We start from the raw sequence: 18,708 nt of genomic DNA on the forward strand, positions 1-18,708 counted from the left end.
AGCCCGCCTATTTAACCGCAAGGATCGCAATGCGCTTGATAAGGAGTGTGGAGAAAGGGGCCGAGCCGACCGAGGCCCTCGATCAGGCTGCGCGAATGGTCGATGACGCGCTGATGCGCGGTCACACCATTGACGGGCTGGATGAGTTTGGAACGTTGTCGGAGATTACCCACCACGGCGACATTGTCGAGGCCGTCAAGTAGATAAATAGGAGGCTCGTGTACTTATCTATCAGCGGTTTTTTACCAGACGAGAATGAAGATGACTCACTCAAATTCGATCGTGATTTGAAGGAGTCCTACAACAGCCGAATCTTGCAGCTACTAGGCCACCGCAGCCTTAACGCAATGGCTGAAGGGGAATGGCTGCTGACGAAAGAGCAGGTAATCGAGCTATCGCAAATTATCGGGGAATCCCTACCGACAGATCTAGATTTGTATATTGGCGTCCTGGCGTAGCTGACGACGGAACCGGGACGTAGCAAGAAATGGAACACGAAATGCCGGCACAACATCGCATGTCATATATCGTCGAGATCTTCGATAAAAAAAGCGAGACGTTAACTTTTGAAATAAGACTGCCTACTGGGAGCGATGCACAACTGAAACAAATCATGGGATGGTCTACCCCCCAACGCGGCGACGAAGGTTATAACCTGAGCCCCAGCCAAGCCGCAGCTATTGAAGCATTGGTCGGCAAGCGTTTTTACGATGACGATCATATATTTCAGCTCACCTGCAACATAGATTAAGGCCCGGTAATACAGCAACCGCTACCTGAAAATCTCGACCTGTTTATCGGGGTACGGGCATAACGGATTACATTTTTTAGGGCTGCTGCGCAGCCCAGCGGGAGCGAGCTCCCTCGCCACGGAGACGCGCCAAGCCTGCCGGACCAGCTTTTGCTCACGGTATCATCTCAGTTGATAGCGTGCGAAATTCCTGGTTCAAACCGAGCCATCGCAGCTTCAACCCGCCTGCAACTCCACCACACCCCGAACCCGCTGCATCATATTGATCAAGTGCAACCGCATCGAAGCCCGAGCGGCTTCGCTGTCCCGTCGCGCCAACGCCGCGTAGACCTGCTCCCGCTCACGCACCACCAACGCCCGATTCTCACCCGTTACCGCCGGCCCGGCCTGTTGCACGACCGCGATCAGCGTGTTGCCCACATGGGCCATGGCATCGATGAAGAAACTGTTGCTGGTGCACTGGGCGATCTGCCGATGAAATTCGAAATCGGCCCGGGCGCTTTGGTCATCCGTTGGGTCAAGTGCATTCGCTACGTCGAGCGCTTCACGCATGGCCAGCAGTTGTTCGGGCGTGGCCCGTTGCGCGGCGATGCCGGCGGCTTCCACTTCCAGGCTCAGGCGCAGTTCAATGACGGCCAGTGCATCATAGGCGCCGCCCTTGACGTGCTTGCTGCCCTGGAAATCTCCCGGGCGGGCAGTGTCTACAACGAAGGTGCCGATGCCGTGGCGCGTCTCGACCAAACCTTCGGCCTGCAGCCGGGACATGGCTTCACGGACCACGGTTCGACTGACGCCGCGCTCCTTGATGATGACCTGTTCGGTCGGCAGCTTGCTGCCGGCGGGTAACTCGCCGGCGAGTATCTGCTGCGTCAGGTCGACCACCAGTTGCTGAGTCATGCTCAGGCGTCGATCGGTTGTGACACGCTCCATTGCACCTATCCATCAAGCCAGACGATCGCGGCATTATAGCCGCGACCTTGCGCTAAAACTCACTATAATGCCCGCTGATCACACTAGAGCACGCCGATGACGGATCAAGCGTTATCTCCATTGAACAAGCCGCGCCGCCTCGCCGAAACACTGGTCGACCGTTTTGCCCAGCGCATGCGTGACGGCATTCTTAAATGCGGCGAAAAGCTCCCGACCGAAGTGCACATCATGGAAGCCGAAGGCGTCAGCCGTTCGGTGGTACGCGAGGCGTTGTCGCGCTTGCAGGCGGCGGGGTTGGTGGAGACGCGTCATGGCGTCGGCACCTTTGTGCTGGACATGCCGGCACCGGAAGGTTTTACCCTCGGGCCGGCGACGATTGCCACGTTGTCCGACGTGCTCAATTTGCTAGAGTTTCGCCTGAGCCTGGAAGTGCAGGCCGCCGGCATGGCCGCCGAGCGCGCCACGCCCGAAGCCCTGGCCGAACTGGCCCAGGCGCTGGAAGCATTGATGCAAGGGCCGGAAAAATCCGGCACCACAATCAATGCCGACTTCCAGTTCCATCTGAAAATCGCCAAGGCGGCCGGCAATTACTACCTGATCGACATCATGAAACACCTGGGCACGAAGCTGATCCCACGTACCCGGATGAACTCCGCCTATTCCGGGCAAAGTGATCGCAGCGCCTACCTGCAAGGGATCAACGCCGAACACCAGCAGATCTTCGATGCCATCGCCAGCGGCAATGTCGACGCGGCGCGGGCGGCCATGTACCTGCACTTGAGCAACAGCCGCATGCGCCTGTGTGAAACCCAACAACGCCAGGCTTTTTACAACGAATAGCGATTAGAAGAAGCTGTATTTGACACCGACCCGCAGCCGCAATTGGCGATCACTGTCGACCGAATTGACTTTAATGTCACCCACTTCAAAGAATGGCGCCCAGCGTTTATCCCACTGGTATTTGACCACGGCATTCTGTTCATAATCGTCGGTACCGCCGTCATAGCGAATGTAGTCGGCGTCGAAGTAAGTCAATTGATATTCATAGGCCCAAGGTCCTTGAGGGCCATAGTTGATATAAACATCGTAACGGTTGACCTTCTGATCGTCCTGCCCATTATGGGGCACGTCACGGTCGATCTTGTCGCGGTCAAGCTTGGCTGAATCATAACGGTAGCGACCGGCGACGCTCAGCTCTTTGGTTACCCGGTAACCCAGGCGCAGGCCCAACTTGTAGGTGGTGGATTCCTCATCGCTGTCCAGGGCCAACGAAGGCGTCAGTGTCCAGCGATCATCGATCTTGTGCTGATAATTGACGGTAAATTCATGGCCGCTGCCGACGGTATTGTCGAAGGCGACGTCTTGCCGGTCACCGGCGGTCTTGTATTTGAGTTCACCTTCCAGGCCCACGCCGTTATCCAGCCTGATGCCGAACTTGGCACGGTCGGCATGCATGCGGGTCTTTTCAGCGTATTGATGGCGGACGTTGATATAACCGGTATCCGCCTGAGCGACAACCGAAGTGAACAACGAAGCGATGGACAAAACTACCAGGGTCTTTTTCATGTTTTTTATTCTTGTAAGTTGAAATCAATAGTTGGGGGTGAACGCCAAATCGCAGGCGAGCGCGTGCGCGCATTGAAACGTGCGGTTCAACGGGTTCTGCGGTTTAAAACAGCTGCAGCGGGTTGGTTATTTCAGACAGCGATAGGTATTCGTTGTATGTCGCGGCTGGCTTGCACCAGCAGGCGCGTGTATTCATGGTCGGCACCATCGGCCGCCAGCAGATGACTGTCGAGCGTCTCCACTACCCTGCCCTGCTGCATTACCGCCAGCCGATCGCATAAATGCGCAACGACGGCGAGGTCGTGGGTGACCATCAAATAAGTCAGCCCTTCCTGGCGACGCAGATCAGCCAACAGGTTGAGGATTTCCGCCTGCACCGAAACGTCCAGCGCCGAGGTCGGCTCGTCCAGCAGCAACACTCGAGGACGCAAGATCAGCGCCCGGGCAATCGCCACGCGCTGACGCTGGCCGCCGGACAGTTGATGCGGATACCGAAAGCGAAAGCTGTCGTTCAAGCCGACTTTGCGCAGGATCTCGCTGACCTTTTGCCCACGCCCGTCGATGCCATGAATGCGCAGCGGTTCCTGCAAAGCGGCGTCAATGGTGTAGCGCGGGTGCAGCGAGGCGTACGGGTCCTGGAAGACCATTTGCACGGTGCGGTAGTGATCCAGCGGCAGCTTGCGCGTCACCGCCCGGCCGGCGATCTGCAGTTGTCCGGTCCAGTGCTGGTACTGCCCGGCCAGGCAGCGCAGTACGGTGGTCTTGCCCGAACCGGACTCCCCCACCAGGCCGAATGCCTCGCCTTCGGCAACGCTCAAATCGACGTCGTGCAATACCGCGTTCAGTGCCGCACCCGTGCCGAAACTGAGGTTCAGGCCGGCGATTTCAATCATGCTCATGACAGGCTCCTCAAGGGTTCAACCAGTGTGGGTCGCGCTGCAACACTGGCAACGTGGCGCGCGGATGGTCCAGGCTGGGCACTGCAGCCAATAGGCCCTGGGTGTAGGGATGGCTGGCGTTATCCAGATCCGCGGCGGCAATCGACTCGACCACACGCCCGGCGTACATCACCAGCACGCGGTCGCAGAAATGCCGCACCAGGTTCAGGTCGTGGCTGATGAAAATCAGCCCCAGGTCACGCTCGCTGACCAACTCTTCCAGCACGTTGAGTACCTGCCGGCGCACCGACACGTCCAGCGCCGAAGTGGGCTCGTCGGCGATGATCACCTGGGGATCGGTGATCACCATCATGGCGATCATGATCCGCTGGCCCATGCCGCCCGAAACTTCATGGGGGTACAAGTCATACACGCGCCGAGGGTCACGGATATGTACCTTGGCAAGCATATCCAGCGCCCGCTCCCGGGCTTCGCGATGGGGCACCTTGTGGTGGGCGAGATAGGCTTCGGCGATTTGCTCGCCAACGCGCACCACCGGGTTCAGCGAGTACTTCGGGTCTTGCATGATCATCGACATGCGCGCGCCGCGAATCGCCTGGATCTGCTTTTCGCTCGCACTCAGCAGGTCGATGTCGGCGAAGCGCAGGGTCTTGGCGGTAACCCGTGCCGTCGGTGGATGCAAACGTAGAAGGCTGCGGCCGACGGTGGATTTACCCGAGCCGGATTCACCGACGATGGCAAGTTTTTCCCGGCCCAGGGTGAACGACACGTTACGCACCGCCAGTGACGTCTTGCCCGCATTGCGAAACTCCACGCACAAATCCTGTACGGCCAGTTTTATCTCGGTCATGGGACTTTCCTCAGGATTGGCTGCGGGGATCGAGGACGTCGCGCAAGCCGTCGCCCAACAGGTTGAAGGCCAGGCTGACCAGCATGATCGCCGCACCGGGCGCCGCTACCAGCCACCAGCTTTCGAGCATGTAGCGCCGTCCGGTGGAGATCATCGCGCCCCACTCCGGCAGCGGCGCCAGGGCGCCGAGGCCAAGGAAACCCAGCGCGGCGGCGGTGAGAATGATGCTCGCCATGTTCATGGTCAGGCGGATGATCACCGACGACAGGCACATCGGAATGATGTGGCGCAGGATGATCCGGGTACTCGACGCGCCCTGGAGCTGCACAGCCACGACGAAGTCGGCGTTGCGCAGCGGCAGGGTTTCAGCCCGAGCCAACCGGGCAATCGGCGGCCACGCCGTCAGCGCGATGGCAATCACTGCATGCTCCAGGCCCGGGCCGAGGGCGGCGATGAAGGCCAGCGCCAGTACCAGGCTGGGGAACGAGATGAAGATGTCGGTGATGCGCATGAACAGGCTGTCCACCCAGCCACCGAAGTAGCCGGAAACGGTGCCGACCAACAGCCCGATGGGCCCGACGATCACCGTCACCAGCAAGACGATGTACAGCGTGATGCGCGAGCCATACACCAGCCGGGCGAACACATCGCGACCGTATTCGTCCGTGCCGAACCAATGGGCACCGCTGGGCGCTTGCAACGCGCCGGCAAGGTTCTGCGACAAGGGGTCGTGACCGGCGATCCACGGCGCGAACGCCGCCACCACCATCAGGGTCGAGACCACAACCAGGCCGGCGAACGTCATCGGGTTGCGCAGCAGGAATCGCAACAGGCGAGTGGCGCTGGCCACCAGCGCGGCCGTACTCGAAGCGGGCAGCGCGGCACTGCCGGCTGCACTGGAAGCAAGGGGCAGGTTCATTAGCGAGTCCTCGGGTCGAAGATCTTGTAGAGCGCGTCGCTGATCAGGTTCAGCGTCACGAAGATGAGGCCGATCAACAGCACGCAAGCCATCACCGCATTCATGTCGCCGAGCAACAGACTGCTGGTCAGGTATTGCCCGAAGCCAGGCCAGGCGAAGACGGTTTCGATCAACACCGCACCTTCCAGCAAACCGCCGTAGGCCAGGGCGACGATGGTCAATAGCTGCACGCGGATGTTGCCGAAGGCGTGGCCCCAGACGATCTTGCGCTGGGACAAGCCCTTGACCCGGGCGGTGATGATGTACTCCTGGGACAGCTGTTCGAGCATGAAGCTGCGGGTCATGCGGCTGATATAGGCAACCGAGTTGAAACTGAGGATCACCGCCGGCAGCAGGATGTGCCGCAGTGCGCTGCGAAAGGCTTCCCAATCGCCGGACCAGGCCGTGTCAATCAATAGCAGCCCGGTGTGCGTAGGAATCAACCCGTCATAAGCCAGGCCGATCCGCCCGACGCCGCCCGCCCAGCCCAACCAGGCGTAGAACACCAGGAATGCCATCATGCCGATCCAGAAAATCGGCGTGGAGTAGCCGAACAGCGTGATCAGCCGAGCAACATGATCACCGGCACGGCCCTGATGGGTCGCCGCGTAGACGCCCAGCGGCAAGCCCGCCAGCACGCCGAACAGAATGGCCAGGGTCGCCAGTTCCAATGTCGCCGGAAAGACGCGGGCGATGTCGGTGATGACCGGGTTGCCGGTCAGCAACGCCATGCCGAAGTCACCGTGGAGCAGGTCGCCGAGGTAGATCGCAAACTGGGTCCACAAAGGCTTGTCCAGGCCCAGTTCCTTGTAGACCTGGGCATACGCCGAGGCGTCGGCGTCCGGGCCGACGATGGCCAGCACCGGGTCCAGGGGCATCACCCGTCCGATAAAGAAAGTCAGCAGCAGCAACCCCAGCAGCGTCACCGCCACCGAGCCGCCGCGCCGGGTCGCCGAAGCGGCCCGGGTGGTCCAGATTGAAAAGGATGCAGTCGACATATTCATTCCTGCCTTGGCCTTGGGGCCGTCGATTTCAGCGCTGCTTATAGACGTCGCGAAGGCGCGTGGTGGCGGCGGTGTGGCCGATGTAGTTGCGCACGTCGGCGTGGATCACCACCTCGTCGACCATCTGCGAGACCGGCATGATTGCCCCCGCCTGTTGGTCGTAGAGGGTCTGGACCTGGGCATACATCTGCCGCTGGCGCTCGGGGTCGCGCTCGCGTTCGGCCTGTTCGATCAACTGGTTGAGCTGCGGGTTGAAGAACGAGGTGCGCCAGCCCTGGAAGTTGCTCAACTTGGCTTCGGTGCGGTTGTCCGGGTTGTACACCAGGGCGCGCAGGCTCGAATGCGGATGACGCTCCGCCCCGCCGCCGCCACGCCCCACGATGATGTCGAACTGGCGGTCGCGCATCGCCCCGTAGATCTGGTTGCCGGTGCCGGTAATGATCGTCGCCTGGATGCCCGCTTGGGCGAGCGTCGCTTGCAGGCTGGTGGCGATGTTGATGAACGGCGGATCGGTCAGCGAGCGGATGCTCACCTTGAAGCCTTCGGCATGTCCGGCCTCCGCCAGCAGTCGCTTGGCCTTGGCCACGTCCAGGCGATAACCCGGATCGTCCAGGCGTGCCGGTAAGCCCAGTTGCATCGGCCGCTGGTTTATCACGCCGTAGTGCGGCATCACCACGTCGTTGATGCCTTGGTAATCGATCAGCAGGCGGATGGCCTGGCGCACGCGGATGTCCTGGAACAGCGGTTGCTGCATGCTCATCGCCACGTAGTACAGCGTGCCGCGGGCGATGCTCTGGATGCGCACTTCATCGACCTTGCCCAGCGCCTTGATGTCGGTGGCGGCCATGCCACGGGCGACGTCCAGGTCTCCGCGCTCGACCATCAGGCGCAGGGCCTGGGATTCGGTCATGTTGCGCATGATCACTCGACGTAATTTCGGTGCGCCGCGCCAATAGTCGTCATTACGACTCATCAGGATCACGTCGTTGGCGCGCCAGATATCCAGCTTGAACGCGCCAGACCCGGCCGTATGCGTCGCCAGCCATGCCGCGCCCTGATCGTCACCGACCTGATGCTGCAAGGCCACCGAGCGGTCGACGATGAAAGCACTGGGCGAGGTTGCCAGGGTATTGAGCACCAACAGCGGATCGGTGCTGCGCGGCAGCTCCATGACAAAGGTGTGCGGCCCTTCGGCGCGCATCAGTTTGACGACGTTTTCGGCGGTGAAACCGTAGGCTTTCCAGGTCGAAGCCAAGGCGCGGTTGAGGATGACCACGCGCTGCAACGACCAGGCGACATCCTGCGCAGTGAGCGGCGCGCCGGAGTGAAAGCGTACGTCGTCGCGCAACTGAAAGGTCAGGCGCATACGGTCCGGGCTGATTTCCCAGCTTTTGGCCAGGGCGGGAACCAGCGTGTCCGGTTGTGCCGCATCTTGCTCCAGGAGCATGTCGTAGACGTTGGCGTTGACCTCTGCAACCTCCAGGCCCGTCGCGGCGGCCGGGTCCAGGGACAGCAGGTTGATCATGCTCATGCCCACCACCAATTGGTCGACGGGCGTTTCGCCTTGGGCCAGGCTGACGGGCACCTGCACGGTGCACAGGGCCACGATGACACACAGCAGCCTGGACAGGCGCTTGGGCCAGAGTTTCATGGTTCAGTCCTTTCTTATATTTATTAAGACTTGTCGTCCGGGCCATTCAGCCTCGGACGCAGTGCGCCATCAGTGTTGAGACAGAGTGTTGGCTTCGATATACGCGAAGTTGATGTCCTCGCCCAACCCCGGCCGATCAGACAGGTGCACATACCCGTCGGCGTCCATCGGGTCGACAATGCTGTTGAGGTGCGCCGGCACCTCTTCGTAATCGAGGAACGGGTGCAGCAGGCCACGCTCGTACCAACGGCAATTGCTGATCGCCCCCACCACGGCGAGGTTCGCCGCGCCGTTTCCGTGGACTTCGCAATCCATGCCGAACGACTCGGCCAGGTGCGCCACCTTCAGGCACGGCCCGATGCCGCCGACACCAGCCACGCCGGCGCGCAGGATGTCACAGGATTTGTGCGTGACCCAACTGGCGCGGCTGTGGAATTTGCCGGCGATGCTTTCCGGGCCCAGCACCGGAATGTCCAGGTTGGCCGCCAGCCAGGCGTAGGACTCGGCGGAGTCTTCCATCATTGGCTCCTCGAACCAGGCGAAATTCAGCTTTTCCAACGCCTTGCCAATGGTCAGTGCGTCCATGCGGCTGTACCAGTGGTAACCATCGAGCATCAGGGCGATGTCCGGGCCAACCGCCTCGCGCACGGCGGCGCAGGCCTGGATGTCCATGTGCGGATTTGGCGCGAAGGAAATTGGCGGCATCCAGGTGTGCAGCTTGATTGCCTTGTAACCGCGCTTGACGAGCTTTTCGGCAAACTGGCCATACTCATCCGGCGTCGACAAACCGCCCGGCAAATCATCGCCGCACATCGTCGAGCCGTAGGCCAGCACCTTGTCGCGGTAACCGCCGATGAGCTTGTGCACTGGCAACTTCAGCTTGCGCCCGGCCAGATCCCACAAGGCTTGTTCCACCAGCGCCAGCGCCCGATCAGTGAACTGCCCTGCGCTACCGCGCTGCCAGTGCGCCAGATCCTGCCAGATGCTCTCGCGGTCCATCGGGTCGCGACCGATCAGCACTTTGCGCACGAAGGATTCGACGATGTGCGGGCGAATCAATTCAGGCGTACCGAAGGCATAACCCTCCGATCCATCGTCGCAGCTGATTCGCAGCAGGGCCATCTTGATCATGACTTCGTCGCCGGGATGGGCGTGGCCGGCACTGTCCTGGGCGCGACGCGACGGGGTGGAAAAGATTTCGACGTGAACGCCTGTGATTCTCATAGGGAGGGGCCACCGTGTTGTTATTTGTATTTGTATGTCGTCATACAACGTGATTGATTATTTGAGCGCCCCGCCTTGCCTGTCAACCCACAAAACCAAACAAATAAGAGATTTTTACCGCTGGACACTGTTTTACAACCATGACGACTCCAGAAAAGTCGTCATACCACGCAACGCATCATCGCCAGAGATCAGCTCGCGCCCATTGCGGGAATTGTTGGCTACAGTGACTTGACCCATTGGCGCCAGAACTCATGCGGAGGCCGACATGAAGAACTTCAGCATCGAACGCATCGACCACATCGTCCTGCGCGTGACAGACATCGAACGCAGCCTCGCCTTCTACACCTCAGTGTTCGGCTGCGAGCTCAGAAAGCGTCGGGATGACCTGGGCCTGATTCATCTTGGTGCCGGTGCATCGATGATCGACTTGGTGGACGTCGAGGGACCTTTGGGTCGCCAGGGTGGCGCGGCAGCCGGCGAACAGGGCCATAACGTCGACCACTTCTGCCTGCGCATCGAGCCGTTCGACGAGCAGACCCTGCTCGCTCATCTGGCCGCAGCCGGCCTGGACGTCGAGAAAGCGCAGATGCGTTATGGTGCGGAAGGGAAAGGTTTTTCGATCTACTGCACCGACCCGGACGGCAACCAGATCGAATTGAAGGGGCCATCGCTGGAGCCTTGAGCTCCAGCCGGCCTGATGCGGTCAGGCCAAGAGGTGCCTGGAGATGACTTTGGAGATTTCGACGATGCCGGTCTTGCCGGTGAACTCGAACTTCACCTTGCCCAGGGAGGAGAAGTAGATCTCCAACTCAGAATCCAGGTCGAAAGTGCCGGAGGTTTCCACCGAGTACGCGACGATGTTTTTGTAGGGTAGCGAAGTGAAGTCCTTTTTGCTGCCGGTGATGCCCTGCACGTTCACCGCGATGATGCGTTTGTTGGTGAAGACCACGCCATCGCGCATGGACTTGTAGGCGTCGATGACCTGCTCACCGTCCAGCAACAGGGCCGTGACGCGTTCGGCGTATTCGTCGTTTTGCTTGAGCTTGAAGAAGCCTTTGTTGTTGAAATCGATCATTGCTGAATCCTGTGGGATGAAAATCGCCTATCGCGCGTGGAGCTCGGTTAAATCCTTTTCGCACGCCGCCGGCCCCAGATAATGCCCGCCGCAGCCGCGACGATCATCACTCCGATGTTTCCAAACAGCCAGATTGCGAAATTGCGGCTCTGGTCCGCATCGTTTTCGTACAGCGGACCAAAATAGGTTCCGATCAGTATGAAAATCAAATTAAAAGCACCCACGGCCGAGGCGACGAGCAGCAAAACGAACAAGACTCCCTTGATGGCCTTCATATGATCTTCCAGAACCAGATGTCTTCGGGCCTAGCCTAGCAGATGGCGAAAAGTCTTCATTTTGCCCTTCACCCGATCACCCACGTTTTTTCTCCTAGACTTGCCATTGTTTGCAGTTCGCCGGGGCTGGGATGAGCCCGCACGATAAACACAATTCCAAGAGAATCGCCATGCTCAAACCTTTACGGAACGCGCTCGCCTTCACGCTGGCTTTCACCACGTTGGGCACCGCTGCGGCGGACCCCATCGTCATCAAATTCTCCCATGTGGTAGCCGAACAGACGCCGAAGGGCCAAGGCGCGCTGATGTTCAAGAAACTGGTGGAAGAACGCTTGCCGGGCAAGGTCAAGGTGGAGGTGTATCCCAATTCCACGCTGTTTGGTGATGACAAGGAGATGGAAGGATTGCTGCTGGGGGATGTGCAAATCATTGCCCGGTCCCTGGCGAAATTCGAGCAATACACCCGCAAAGTCCAATTGTTCGACTTGCCGTTCCTGTTCGATGACATCGCCGCGGTAGAACGTTTCCAACAAAGTCCCCAAGGCCAGCAACTGCTCAAGTCCATGGAAAGCAAGAACATCACCGGCCTGGCCTATTGGCACAACGGCATGAAACAGCTGTCGGCGAACAAACCGTTGCGCATGCCCAACGATGCGCGGCGCCTGGTGTTTCGCGTGCAGACTTCCGCCGTGCTGGAGGAACAGTTCAAGGCCGTGGGCGCCACAGGACAACCGATGATTTTCTCGGTGGTGTACCAGGCCTTGCGCGCGGGTGTGGTCAACGGTGCGGAAAACACTTACTCCAATTTCTATAACCAGAAACTGCATGAAGTGCAGAAGTACGTCACCGAGACGGACCACGGCATCCTCGACTACATGCTCATCACCACGTCCGACTTCTGGAACGGCCTGCCACCGGATATCCGCGCGGAACTCGAGAAAATCGTGGCCGAGGCAACCGTCCACGCCAACAAAGAGGCGCAACGACTGAACCAGCGCGACAAGGAAATGGTTCTGGCCGCCAAGACCACCGAAATCATCAGCCTGACGGCGGACGAGCGCAACGCATGGCGTGACCAGATGAAACCGGTGTGGGCGAAGTTTGAAAAGGACATCGGTCCGGATCTGATCAAAGCCGCCGAAGCCTCCAACAAGACGCAGTAAAGCCCTGCACTTGATGTCACAATGCCCCGGCAAGCTATTTTCTGCCTAGACTTGCAACTGTCTCACCGTGCGTTGTGTTTTGAATGAGCCCGCACGGGTAAAACTAAAAATAAAAGGAAACCCCAATGTTCAAACCTATGTGGAAAGCACTCGTCTGCACGCTGGCCCTCAGCGCGCTGAGCACCGCCATGGCAGCTGACCCGGTGGTCATCAAGTTCTCGCATGTCGTGGCTGAACAAACGCCGAAGGGCCAGGGCGCGCTGCTCTTCAAGAAGTTGGTGGAAGAGCGCTTGCCGGGCAAAGTCAAAGTCGAGGTGTACCCCAACTCCTCGCTGTTCGGCGATGGCAAGGAAATGGAAGCCCTGCTCTTGGGCGACGTGCAGATGATCGCGCCGTCCCTGGCCAAGTTCGAGCAGTACACCAAGACGGTGCAGCTGTTTGACCTGCCCTTCCTGTTCGACGACATCTCCGCCGTGGACCGCTTCCAGCTGAGCCCCGAGGGCCAGAAGCTGCTCAAGTCCATGGAAAGCAAGAACATCACCGGCCTGGCTTATTGGCACAACGGCATGAAGCAACTGTCCGCCAACAAAGCGCTGCGCGAACCCAAGGACGCCCGTGGCCTGAAGTTCCGCGTGCAGGCCTCGGCCGTGCTGGAAGAACAGTTCAAGGCCGTGAACGCCAACCCGCGCAAGATGAGCTTCGCCGAGGTGTACCAAGGCTTGCAGACCGGCGTGGTCAACGGTGCGGAAAACCCGTACTCGAACATCTACAGCCAGAAAATGCACGAAGTGCAGAAGTACATCACCGAGTCCAACCACGGTTTGCTCGACTACATGCTGATCACCAACACCAAGTTCTGGAACGGCCTGCAGCCGGACGTGCGTAGCGAACTGGACAAGATCCTTGTTGAAGTGACCGCGCACGTGAACAAAGAAGCCGCGCAACTGAACCAGAACGACAAGCAGCGCATTGTCGACGCCAAGACCACCGAAATCATCACCCTCACGCCTGAAGAGCGCAACGAATGGCGCGACAAGATGAAGCCGGTGTGGAAGAAGTTCGAAGGTGACATCGGTGCCGACCTGATCAAGGCCGCCGAAGCCTCCAACAACAAGGCTCAGTAATGGGTTGGCCGGCGCTGCCGCCGAGGCAGCGCCGACCTGTCGTCCTCCCTGCAGGAGATGCCATCCATGAACGCCCTTCGGCGCACTTGGGAACATTTCGAGGAAGCTTTCATTGCCTTCCTTCTGGCCACCATGACGTTGGTCACCTTCGTCTACGTGGTCCTCAACAACGTTTATGCCGTGTTCTATAGCCTCGGCGACAACTGGCCGGCCGCCAGCGAACCGATGTTCGCCATCGGCGACGGCATCATGAGCATGGCCCAGGCCATGACCTGGAGCAGCTCCTTGACCAAGGCGCTGTTCGGCTGGCTGATTTTCTTTGGCTTGTCCTATGGCGTGCGCACCGCCGGGCACATCGGTGTCGATGCGCTGGTGAAACTGGCGAGCAAACCGGTACAACGCTACATCGGCGTGATCGCCTGCCTGTGCTGCCTGGGTTATGCCGGGTTGCTGGCGGTGGCGAGTTTCGAGTGGATCAACACTTTGATGATTGCCGAGATCGGCGCCGAAGACCTCGGCCACTTCGGCATCATGCAATGGCATGTCGGACTGATCGTGCCGGTAGGGTTCGCGCTGGTGTTCATCCGTTTCGCGGAAATTCTCGTTCGCATCCTGATGAATCGTCAGACGGGCCTGGGCCTGGCCGATGAAGCGGCGGAAGCGATCAAATTGACCGAGATCGAGGAAGACAAGCCATGACCATTGCCTTCCTGTTCCTCGCGCTGTTCGTGCTGATGTTCATCGGCGTGCCGATCGCGATTTCCCTGGGCCTGGCCGGATCGCTGACGATCATTTTCTTCAGCCCCGACTCGGTGCGCTCCCTGGCGATCAAGCTGTTCGAGACCAGCGAACACTACACCTTGCTGGCGATCCCGTTCTTCCTCCTGGCCGGTGCGTTCATGACCACCGGTGGCGTGGCACGGCGGCTGATCGACTTCGCCAACGCCTGCGTCGGCCACATCCGTGGCGGCCTGGCGATCGCGGCGGTGCTGGCGTGCATGCTGTTTGCGGCGTTGTCCGGCTCCAGCCCCGCGACGGTGGCCGCGGTCGGTTCCATTGCCATCGCCGGCATGGTGCGCTCGGGTTATCCACAGGCGTTTGGCGCGGGCATCGTCTGCAACGCCGGTACGCTGGGCATCCTGATCCCGCCCTCGATCGTCATGGTGGTATACGCCGCCGCGACCGAAACCTCGGTCGGCAAGTTGTTCATGGCCGGTGTGATTCCGGGCCTGCTGCTGGGCACCGCATTGATGGTGGCGATCTACATCGTCGCGGTGAAGAAAAACCTGCCGGCCATGCCCAGGGCAACCTTGCGGGAATGGCTGACGGCGGCACGCAAGGCCGGCTGGGGCTTGCTGCTGATGGTGATCATCCTCGGCGGGATCTACTCGGGGATGTTCACACCCACCGAAGCAGCGGCAGTAGCGGCGGTCTACTCAGCGTTTATCGCGCTGTTCGTCTACAAGGACCTGACGTTCCGCGAAACGCCGAAGGTGCTGTTGGAGTCGGCGAAGCTGAGCATCATGCTGATGTTCATCATCGCCAACGCCATGCTCTTTGCCCACGTGCTGACCACTGAGCAACTGCCGCAGCAGATCACCGCGTGGGTGATCGAGGCCGGCCTGACGCCGGTGACCTTCCTGTTGGTGGTCAACATCGTGCTGCTGATTGCCGGTGCGTTCATGGAGCCGTCGGCGATCATCCTGATCCTGGCGCCGATTCTGTTCCCTATTGCCATGGAACTGGGCATCGATCCGATCCACCTGGGCATCATCATGGTGGTGAACCTGGAGATCGGCCTGATTACGCCACCGGTGGGGCTGAACCTGTTCGTCACCTCGGCGGTGACCGGCATGTCCTTGCCCGCCACCATCCGCGCGGCCATGCCGTGGCTGATGATCCTGCTGGCGTTCCTGCTGCTGATCACCTATGTGCCATGGATTTCGTTGGCACTGCCTAATTGGCTGGGTATGAGCTAAGCCTTGTGGCGAGGGAGCTTGCTCCCTCGCCACAATATTGCTGCCTCCACAGCCCTCGGGCACATTGCGTTATGATCCTCGCTTTCCTTTGAAAGCAGAGCTTTTACCACGCATGTTGCCGCCCTCTTCCGACATCTCTTCCACCCTGCCCTCCGTTCTCGTCGGCCCGCTGCTGCGGCGGCTGGAACCCAAACGGCTGGTGATGTGGCTGGTGGGTTCGCGACCGTTGGCGCTGACGTTGCGGCTGGACGGCGTAGCCGATCTGCAGCTCGACGCCACGCATTGCACGGTGGTGCCGGTGGGCCGCCACGCGTTTGTGCATTTGATCGACGTGCCACTCGATACCGCGCTGCCGCTGGACGCGGCGATTGACTACGACCTGCTGGTGGACGGTGCCGGCATCGCCGAATGGGCGCCGCATCTGGTGTATGGCGCTGCGCGGTGTCCGAGTTTCGTGGTGCATTCGCGCATCGACCAATTGGTCCACGGCTCCTGCCGCAAACCCCATTACCCGGCCAACGACGGACTGCTCTGCGTCGACCGGTTGTTAGCGCAGTCTCCTGAACAACGACCGGCGCTGCTGATGATGAGCGGCGACCAGGTGTATGCCGACGATGTGGCCGGGCCGATGCTACGGGCGATCCATGCCTTGATCGAACGCCTTGGGTTGTTTGAAGAGTGCCTTGAAGGCGCGGTGGTGGAAGACAGCGCCAAGCTTTACCAACATCCCGCCAGCTACTATCACCGCGCCGACCTGCTGCCGGCACTGGAAAGCAACGAAACCCTGCGCGAGCGATTTTTTGGCGGGGCGCGCAAGCCGATCTTCACCAGCAGCAGCGCCGACAACCACCTGGTGACCTTCTCCGAGGTCATGGCGATGTACTTGCTGGTGTGGTCGCCCGTGCCCTGGACGCTGATCGACCCGCAACCGCCGGAACTGACCGCCGAACGGCGCCAGCGCTACGATCTGGAACAGCAACGCATCGAGGCCTTCAAGACCGGGCTGGGTGGCGTGGCACGGGTGTTTGCCCACCTGTCCTGCCTGATGATCTTCGACGATCACGACATCACTGACGACTGGAACCTGTCCGCCCAATGGGAAGAAACGGCCTACGGCCATCCCTTCTCCAAACGCATCATCGGCAACGCGTTGATCGCCTACATGCTCTGCCAGGGCTGGGGCAACAATCCGGATGCGTTTGGCGAGGTCATCCAGCAAACCCTGGCCTTGACCGACACCGCCCGGGACCGCTACATCGACAGCGCGCCCCAGGATGCGTTGATCGACCAATTGCTCGGCTTCCAACGATGGCACTACGTGCTGCCGAGTACCCCGGCGCTGGTGGTGCTCGACACCCGTACGCGACGCTGGCGCAGCGAGAACAGCCTCAAGCAGCCGTCGGGCCTGCTGGATTGGGAAGCCCTGAGCGAACTGCAACAGGAATTGCTCGACCACCCTTCGGCGATCATCGTCTCGCCGGCACCGATCTTCGGCGTCAAGCTGATCGAAACCGTACAGCGGGTGTTCAGCTGGTGCGGCTACCCGCTGCTGGTGGACGCGGAAAACTGGATGGCCCACCGTGGCGCGGCCCAAGTGATCTTGAATATTTTCCGACACTCGCGAACGCCGGGCAGCTACGTGGTGCTGTCGGGCGATGTGCACTATTCCTTCGTCTACGAGGTATTGATCCCCCATCGCAAGGGCGGCCCTTGCGTCTGGCAAATCACCAGCAGCGGCATCAAGAATGAGTTCCCGCCCGCGCTGCTTGAATGGTTCGACCGCCTCAACCGCTGGCTCTACTCGCCGCGCTCACCGCTGAACTGGTTTACCAAGCGCCGCAGCATGCGCATCGTGCCCCATGTCCCGGAACACGCCGAGGCCGGGGAACGCTTGTGGAATTCGGCCGGGATCGGCCAGGTGTTTTTCAACGAACAGGGGCAACCCGTGCGAATCTATCAACACAATGCCGACGGCAAGCCACCCACACGCATGCTGGCGCCGAAATCGCCCACGAGCTGATCACTTGCTGGCCGAGGCCATCAACACACCGAAGGAAAAGAACGTCGCGCCGGAGAGCTTGCCGACGATCCGCGCGCCCTGGCGAGTCGAGAGCCAGCCCCTGGCACGGCTCGCCATCAATGCGTAGCCGCTGTGGATGCCCATCACCAGCAGGCCGTAGGACGCCACCAGCAAGAAGAACTGCGTGTAATAGTTACCTTGCGGCTCGATGAACTGTGGGAATACGGCCAGGAAAAAGAACCCGGCCTTGGGGTTGAGCAACTGGATCGACAATGCCTCCACAAATCGCCGCCAAGGGCGTGAAGCCGTGTCGTTGAGGGTTGGAATGAAGGTCTTGGTGTTCCACATCTTCAGGCCCAGGTACAGCAGGTACGCCGCCCCTACGTACTTCAACACCGTGAACGCCGTCGCCGAGGTAGCCAGGATCAGGCCCACGCTGCTGGCCGAGATTCCCGCCACCAGGAAACCGCCGAGGGCAATGCCCAGAATTCCGGGCAAGGCGCCACTCCAGCCGTGACGCACCGAGTTGGACAGCGTCAGCACCACGCCCGGCCCCGGGCTGAGGATGGTCAGGGTCGCGAGCAGCAGGAACAGTCCGTAGCCGGCCATAGAGGGCTCCGTTGGCGGTTTATGTTTGAGGCGGATAAACACTGTAAACGGATTCCCAAACCCTGCATCAACTTTTCAGTTGCATAAATTCATTGTGGATTCGGGCAGGGTTCAGAATGCCAGTTGCAGGCTCTGTTGGCCTTCCAGGCTCAACAGGAACTGTTTCGCCGCGAGGCCGCCAGCGAAACCGGTGAGGCTGCCGGAGGTACCGATGACGCGGTGGCACGGGGCGATGATCGAGATCGGGTTACGGCCGTTGGCAGCACCGACGGCGCGCGTCGCGGTCGGTTGGCCGATCTGGATGGCGATGTCGCGATAGCTACGGGTTTCGCCGAATGGGATGGTCAGCAACGCCTGCCAGACCCGCACCTGGAAATCAGTGCCAGCGAAGTCCAGTGCCAGCTCGAACTGGCGACGCTGGCCGGCGAAGTATTCAAGCAGTTGGCGCTCGGTTTCCTTGAGGGTCGGGTGATCGCTGTCGAGCTCCAACGGTCCGAGGCGCACTCGATTGAGCCGTTCGTTTTCCCACAGGATGGCCGCCAGCTTGGTGCCGCGAGCGACGAGCATAAGCTCGCCGACGGGGGATGGAATGGTTGTGTACCGCGGCAACATTTAATGCATTCCTTG

At 60.2% G+C, this 18,708-nt stretch carries 22 protein-coding genes; 10 read left to right on the plus strand and 12 right to left on the minus strand.

Features of this window, described 5'->3' with window-relative positions; all coding sequences use genetic code 11:
- Positions 1-29: 29 nt before the first annotated feature.
- From J3P79_RS21925 to J3P79_RS21935, 3 genes are read left to right on the plus strand one after another with little or no spacing between them, the layout of a single operon-like run.
- Positions 30-203: a hypothetical protein gene (locus tag J3P79_RS21925; RefSeq protein WP_434605655.1), complete on the plus strand. Its 174-nt coding sequence runs from the start codon at positions 30-32 to the stop codon at positions 201-203.
- Between the two features lie 15 nt (positions 204-218).
- Entirely contained in the window at positions 219-458 is a 240-nt protein-coding gene (locus J3P79_RS21930) for a pyocin S6 family toxin immunity protein (protein WP_434605656.1), read from the plus strand.
- 41 nt (positions 459-499) lie between these two features.
- Entirely contained in the window at positions 500-751 is a 252-nt protein-coding gene (locus J3P79_RS21935) for a DUF7683 domain-containing protein (RefSeq protein ID WP_434605657.1), read from the plus strand.
- Positions 752-967: 216 nt separating this feature from the next.
- Here the strand turns inward: J3P79_RS21935 and J3P79_RS21940 are convergent, their stop codons facing one another.
- Positions 968-1,681, minus strand: coding sequence for a FadR/GntR family transcriptional regulator (locus tag J3P79_RS21940; RefSeq protein WP_434605658.1), 714 nt, complete (start codon positions 1,679-1,681; stop codon positions 968-970).
- A 96-nt stretch (positions 1,682-1,777) separates the two neighbouring features.
- On the opposite strand from J3P79_RS21940, the gene J3P79_RS21945 reads away from it, so the two are divergent.
- Positions 1,778-2,521 carry a FadR/GntR family transcriptional regulator gene (locus J3P79_RS21945; protein ID WP_434605659.1) on the plus strand — a complete coding sequence of 248 codons (744 nt, stop codon included), beginning with the start codon at positions 1,778-1,780 and terminating at the stop codon, positions 2,519-2,521.
- Between the two features lie 3 nt (positions 2,522-2,524).
- Here the strand turns inward: J3P79_RS21945 and J3P79_RS21950 are convergent, their stop codons facing one another.
- From J3P79_RS21950 to J3P79_RS21980, 7 genes are all read right to left on the minus strand, one after another.
- Positions 2,525-3,247, minus strand: a complete 723-nt coding sequence (locus J3P79_RS21950; protein WP_434605660.1) for an oligogalacturonate-specific porin KdgM family protein — start codon at positions 3,245-3,247, stop codon at positions 2,525-2,527.
- A gap of 131 nt (positions 3,248-3,378) precedes the next feature.
- A complete protein-coding gene (locus J3P79_RS21955) occupies positions 3,379-4,146 on the minus strand; it encodes an ABC transporter ATP-binding protein (RefSeq protein ID WP_434605661.1) in 768 nt (255 codons plus the stop codon).
- A gap of 10 nt (positions 4,147-4,156) precedes the next feature.
- Entirely contained in the window at positions 4,157-4,996 is an 840-nt protein-coding gene (locus tag J3P79_RS21960; RefSeq protein ID WP_434605662.1) for an ABC transporter ATP-binding protein, read from the minus strand.
- A gap of 10 nt (positions 4,997-5,006) precedes the next feature.
- A complete protein-coding gene (locus J3P79_RS21965) occupies positions 5,007-5,915 on the minus strand; it encodes an ABC transporter permease (RefSeq protein WP_434605663.1) in 909 nt (302 codons plus the stop codon).
- Positions 5,915-6,952, minus strand: coding sequence for an ABC transporter permease (locus tag J3P79_RS21970; RefSeq protein ID WP_030138629.1), 1,038 nt, complete (start codon positions 6,950-6,952; stop codon positions 5,915-5,917). Before J3P79_RS21970 ends, J3P79_RS21965 begins: the two co-directional genes overlap by 1 nt.
- Positions 6,953-6,986: 34 nt before the next feature.
- A complete protein-coding gene (locus J3P79_RS21975) occupies positions 6,987-8,609 on the minus strand; it encodes an ABC transporter substrate-binding protein (RefSeq protein WP_434605664.1) in 1,623 nt (540 codons plus the stop codon).
- Between the two features lie 69 nt (positions 8,610-8,678).
- Positions 8,679-9,833, minus strand: coding sequence for a mandelate racemase family protein (locus J3P79_RS21980; RefSeq protein ID WP_434605665.1), 1,155 nt, complete (start codon positions 9,831-9,833; stop codon positions 8,679-8,681).
- Between the two features lie 268 nt (positions 9,834-10,101).
- On the opposite strand from J3P79_RS21980, the gene J3P79_RS21985 reads away from it, so the two are divergent.
- Positions 10,102-10,518, plus strand: coding sequence for a VOC family protein (locus J3P79_RS21985; protein ID WP_434605666.1), 417 nt, complete (start codon positions 10,102-10,104; stop codon positions 10,516-10,518).
- Between the two features lie 21 nt (positions 10,519-10,539).
- Here the strand turns inward: J3P79_RS21985 and J3P79_RS21990 are convergent, their stop codons facing one another.
- Positions 10,540-10,911: a PH domain-containing protein gene (locus J3P79_RS21990; RefSeq protein WP_039592153.1), complete on the minus strand. Its 372-nt coding sequence runs from the start codon at positions 10,909-10,911 to the stop codon at positions 10,540-10,542.
- 47 nt (positions 10,912-10,958) lie between these two features.
- Positions 10,959-11,186, minus strand: coding sequence for a hypothetical protein (locus tag J3P79_RS21995; protein WP_434605667.1), 228 nt, complete (start codon positions 11,184-11,186; stop codon positions 10,959-10,961).
- Positions 11,187-11,356: 170 nt separating this feature from the next.
- Between J3P79_RS21995 and J3P79_RS22000 the strand changes: the two genes are divergently transcribed.
- From J3P79_RS22000 to J3P79_RS22020, 5 genes are all read left to right on the plus strand, one after another.
- Complete coding sequence (locus J3P79_RS22000; RefSeq protein ID WP_434605668.1) at positions 11,357-12,349, plus strand: TRAP transporter substrate-binding protein; 993 nt, start codon at positions 11,357-11,359, stop codon at positions 12,347-12,349.
- A 125-nt stretch (positions 12,350-12,474) separates the two neighbouring features.
- Complete coding sequence (gene dctP / locus J3P79_RS22005) at positions 12,475-13,473, plus strand: C4-dicarboxylate TRAP substrate-binding protein DctP (protein ID WP_434605669.1); 999 nt, start codon at positions 12,475-12,477, stop codon at positions 13,471-13,473.
- 66 nt (positions 13,474-13,539) lie between these two features.
- On the plus strand, positions 13,540-14,172 hold the full coding sequence (locus J3P79_RS22010) for a TRAP transporter small permease (protein ID WP_434605670.1): 633 nt from the start codon (positions 13,540-13,542) through the stop codon (positions 14,170-14,172).
- A complete protein-coding gene (gene dctM / locus J3P79_RS22015) occupies positions 14,169-15,452 on the plus strand; it encodes a C4-dicarboxylate TRAP transporter large permease protein DctM (protein WP_434605671.1) in 1,284 nt (427 codons plus the stop codon). Before J3P79_RS22010 ends, dctM begins: the two co-directional genes overlap by 4 nt.
- 112 nt (positions 15,453-15,564) lie before the next feature.
- Positions 15,565-17,472 carry an alkaline phosphatase D family protein gene (locus tag J3P79_RS22020; protein ID WP_434605672.1) on the plus strand — a complete coding sequence of 636 codons (1,908 nt, stop codon included), beginning with the start codon at positions 15,565-15,567 and terminating at the stop codon, positions 17,470-17,472.
- On the opposite strand, the gene J3P79_RS22025 is transcribed toward J3P79_RS22020, so the two are convergent.
- Both J3P79_RS22025 and J3P79_RS22030 read right to left on the minus strand, forming a co-directional pair.
- Positions 17,473-18,081, minus strand: a complete 609-nt coding sequence (locus tag J3P79_RS22025; RefSeq protein ID WP_434605673.1) for a LysE family translocator — start codon at positions 18,079-18,081, stop codon at positions 17,473-17,475.
- Positions 18,082-18,192: 111 nt separating this feature from the next.
- Positions 18,193-18,693: a methylated-DNA--[protein]-cysteine S-methyltransferase gene (locus J3P79_RS22030; protein WP_434605674.1), complete on the minus strand. Its 501-nt coding sequence runs from the start codon at positions 18,691-18,693 to the stop codon at positions 18,193-18,195.
- Positions 18,694-18,708 lie beyond the last annotated feature (15 nt).

Origin of the sequence: Pseudomonas sp. R1-7, assembly GCF_051132105.1 — a bacterium.
Lineage (GTDB): Bacteria > Pseudomonadota > Gammaproteobacteria > Pseudomonadales > Pseudomonadaceae > Aquipseudomonas.

What these genes read in the sequence shown, in the direction of transcription:
- J3P79_RS21925 (WP_434605655.1), top strand. Translation starts at nt 30, where the DNA reads ATGCGCTTGATAAGGAGTGTGGAGAAAGGGGCCGAGCCGACCGAGGCC.
- J3P79_RS21935 (WP_434605657.1), top strand. Translation starts at nt 500, where the DNA reads ATGCCGGCACAACATCGCATGTCATATATCGTCGAGATCTTCGATAAA.
- J3P79_RS21940 (WP_434605658.1), bottom strand. Translation starts at nt 1,681, where the DNA reads ATGGAGCGTGTCACAACCGATCGACGCCTGAGCATGACTCAGCAACTG.
- J3P79_RS21945 (WP_434605659.1), top strand. Translation starts at nt 1,778, where the DNA reads ATGACGGATCAAGCGTTATCTCCATTGAACAAGCCGCGCCGCCTCGCC.
- J3P79_RS21950 (WP_434605660.1), bottom strand. Translation starts at nt 3,247, where the DNA reads ATGAAAAAGACCCTGGTAGTTTTGTCCATCGCTTCGTTGTTCACTTCG.
- J3P79_RS21955 (WP_434605661.1), bottom strand. Translation starts at nt 4,146, where the DNA reads ATGAGCATGATTGAAATCGCCGGCCTGAACCTCAGTTTCGGCACGGGT.
- J3P79_RS21960 (WP_434605662.1), bottom strand. Translation starts at nt 4,996, where the DNA reads ATGACCGAGATAAAACTGGCCGTACAGGATTTGTGCGTGGAGTTTCGC.
- J3P79_RS21965 (WP_434605663.1), bottom strand. Translation starts at nt 5,915, where the DNA reads ATGAACCTGCCCCTTGCTTCCAGTGCAGCCGGCAGTGCCGCGCTGCCC.
- J3P79_RS21970 (WP_030138629.1), bottom strand. Translation starts at nt 6,952, where the DNA reads ATGTCGACTGCATCCTTTTCAATCTGGACCACCCGGGCCGCTTCGGCG.
- J3P79_RS21975 (WP_434605664.1), bottom strand. Translation starts at nt 8,609, where the DNA reads ATGAAACTCTGGCCCAAGCGCCTGTCCAGGCTGCTGTGTGTCATCGTG.
- J3P79_RS21980 (WP_434605665.1), bottom strand. Translation starts at nt 9,833, where the DNA reads ATGAGAATCACAGGCGTTCACGTCGAAATCTTTTCCACCCCGTCGCGT.
- J3P79_RS21985 (WP_434605666.1), top strand. Translation starts at nt 10,102, where the DNA reads ATGAAGAACTTCAGCATCGAACGCATCGACCACATCGTCCTGCGCGTG.
- J3P79_RS21990 (WP_039592153.1), bottom strand. Translation starts at nt 10,911, where the DNA reads ATGATCGATTTCAACAACAAAGGCTTCTTCAAGCTCAAGCAAAACGAC.
- J3P79_RS21995 (WP_434605667.1), bottom strand. Translation starts at nt 11,186, where the DNA reads ATGAAGGCCATCAAGGGAGTCTTGTTCGTTTTGCTGCTCGTCGCCTCG.
- J3P79_RS22000 (WP_434605668.1), top strand. Translation starts at nt 11,357, where the DNA reads ATGCTCAAACCTTTACGGAACGCGCTCGCCTTCACGCTGGCTTTCACC.
- dctP (WP_434605669.1), top strand. Translation starts at nt 12,475, where the DNA reads ATGTTCAAACCTATGTGGAAAGCACTCGTCTGCACGCTGGCCCTCAGC.
- J3P79_RS22010 (WP_434605670.1), top strand. Translation starts at nt 13,540, where the DNA reads ATGAACGCCCTTCGGCGCACTTGGGAACATTTCGAGGAAGCTTTCATT.
- dctM (WP_434605671.1), top strand. Translation starts at nt 14,169, where the DNA reads ATGACCATTGCCTTCCTGTTCCTCGCGCTGTTCGTGCTGATGTTCATC.
- J3P79_RS22020 (WP_434605672.1), top strand. Translation starts at nt 15,565, where the DNA reads ATGTTGCCGCCCTCTTCCGACATCTCTTCCACCCTGCCCTCCGTTCTC.
- J3P79_RS22025 (WP_434605673.1), bottom strand. Translation starts at nt 18,081, where the DNA reads ATGGCCGGCTACGGACTGTTCCTGCTGCTCGCGACCCTGACCATCCTC.
- J3P79_RS22030 (WP_434605674.1), bottom strand. Translation starts at nt 18,693, where the DNA reads ATGTTGCCGCGGTACACAACCATTCCATCCCCCGTCGGCGAGCTTATG.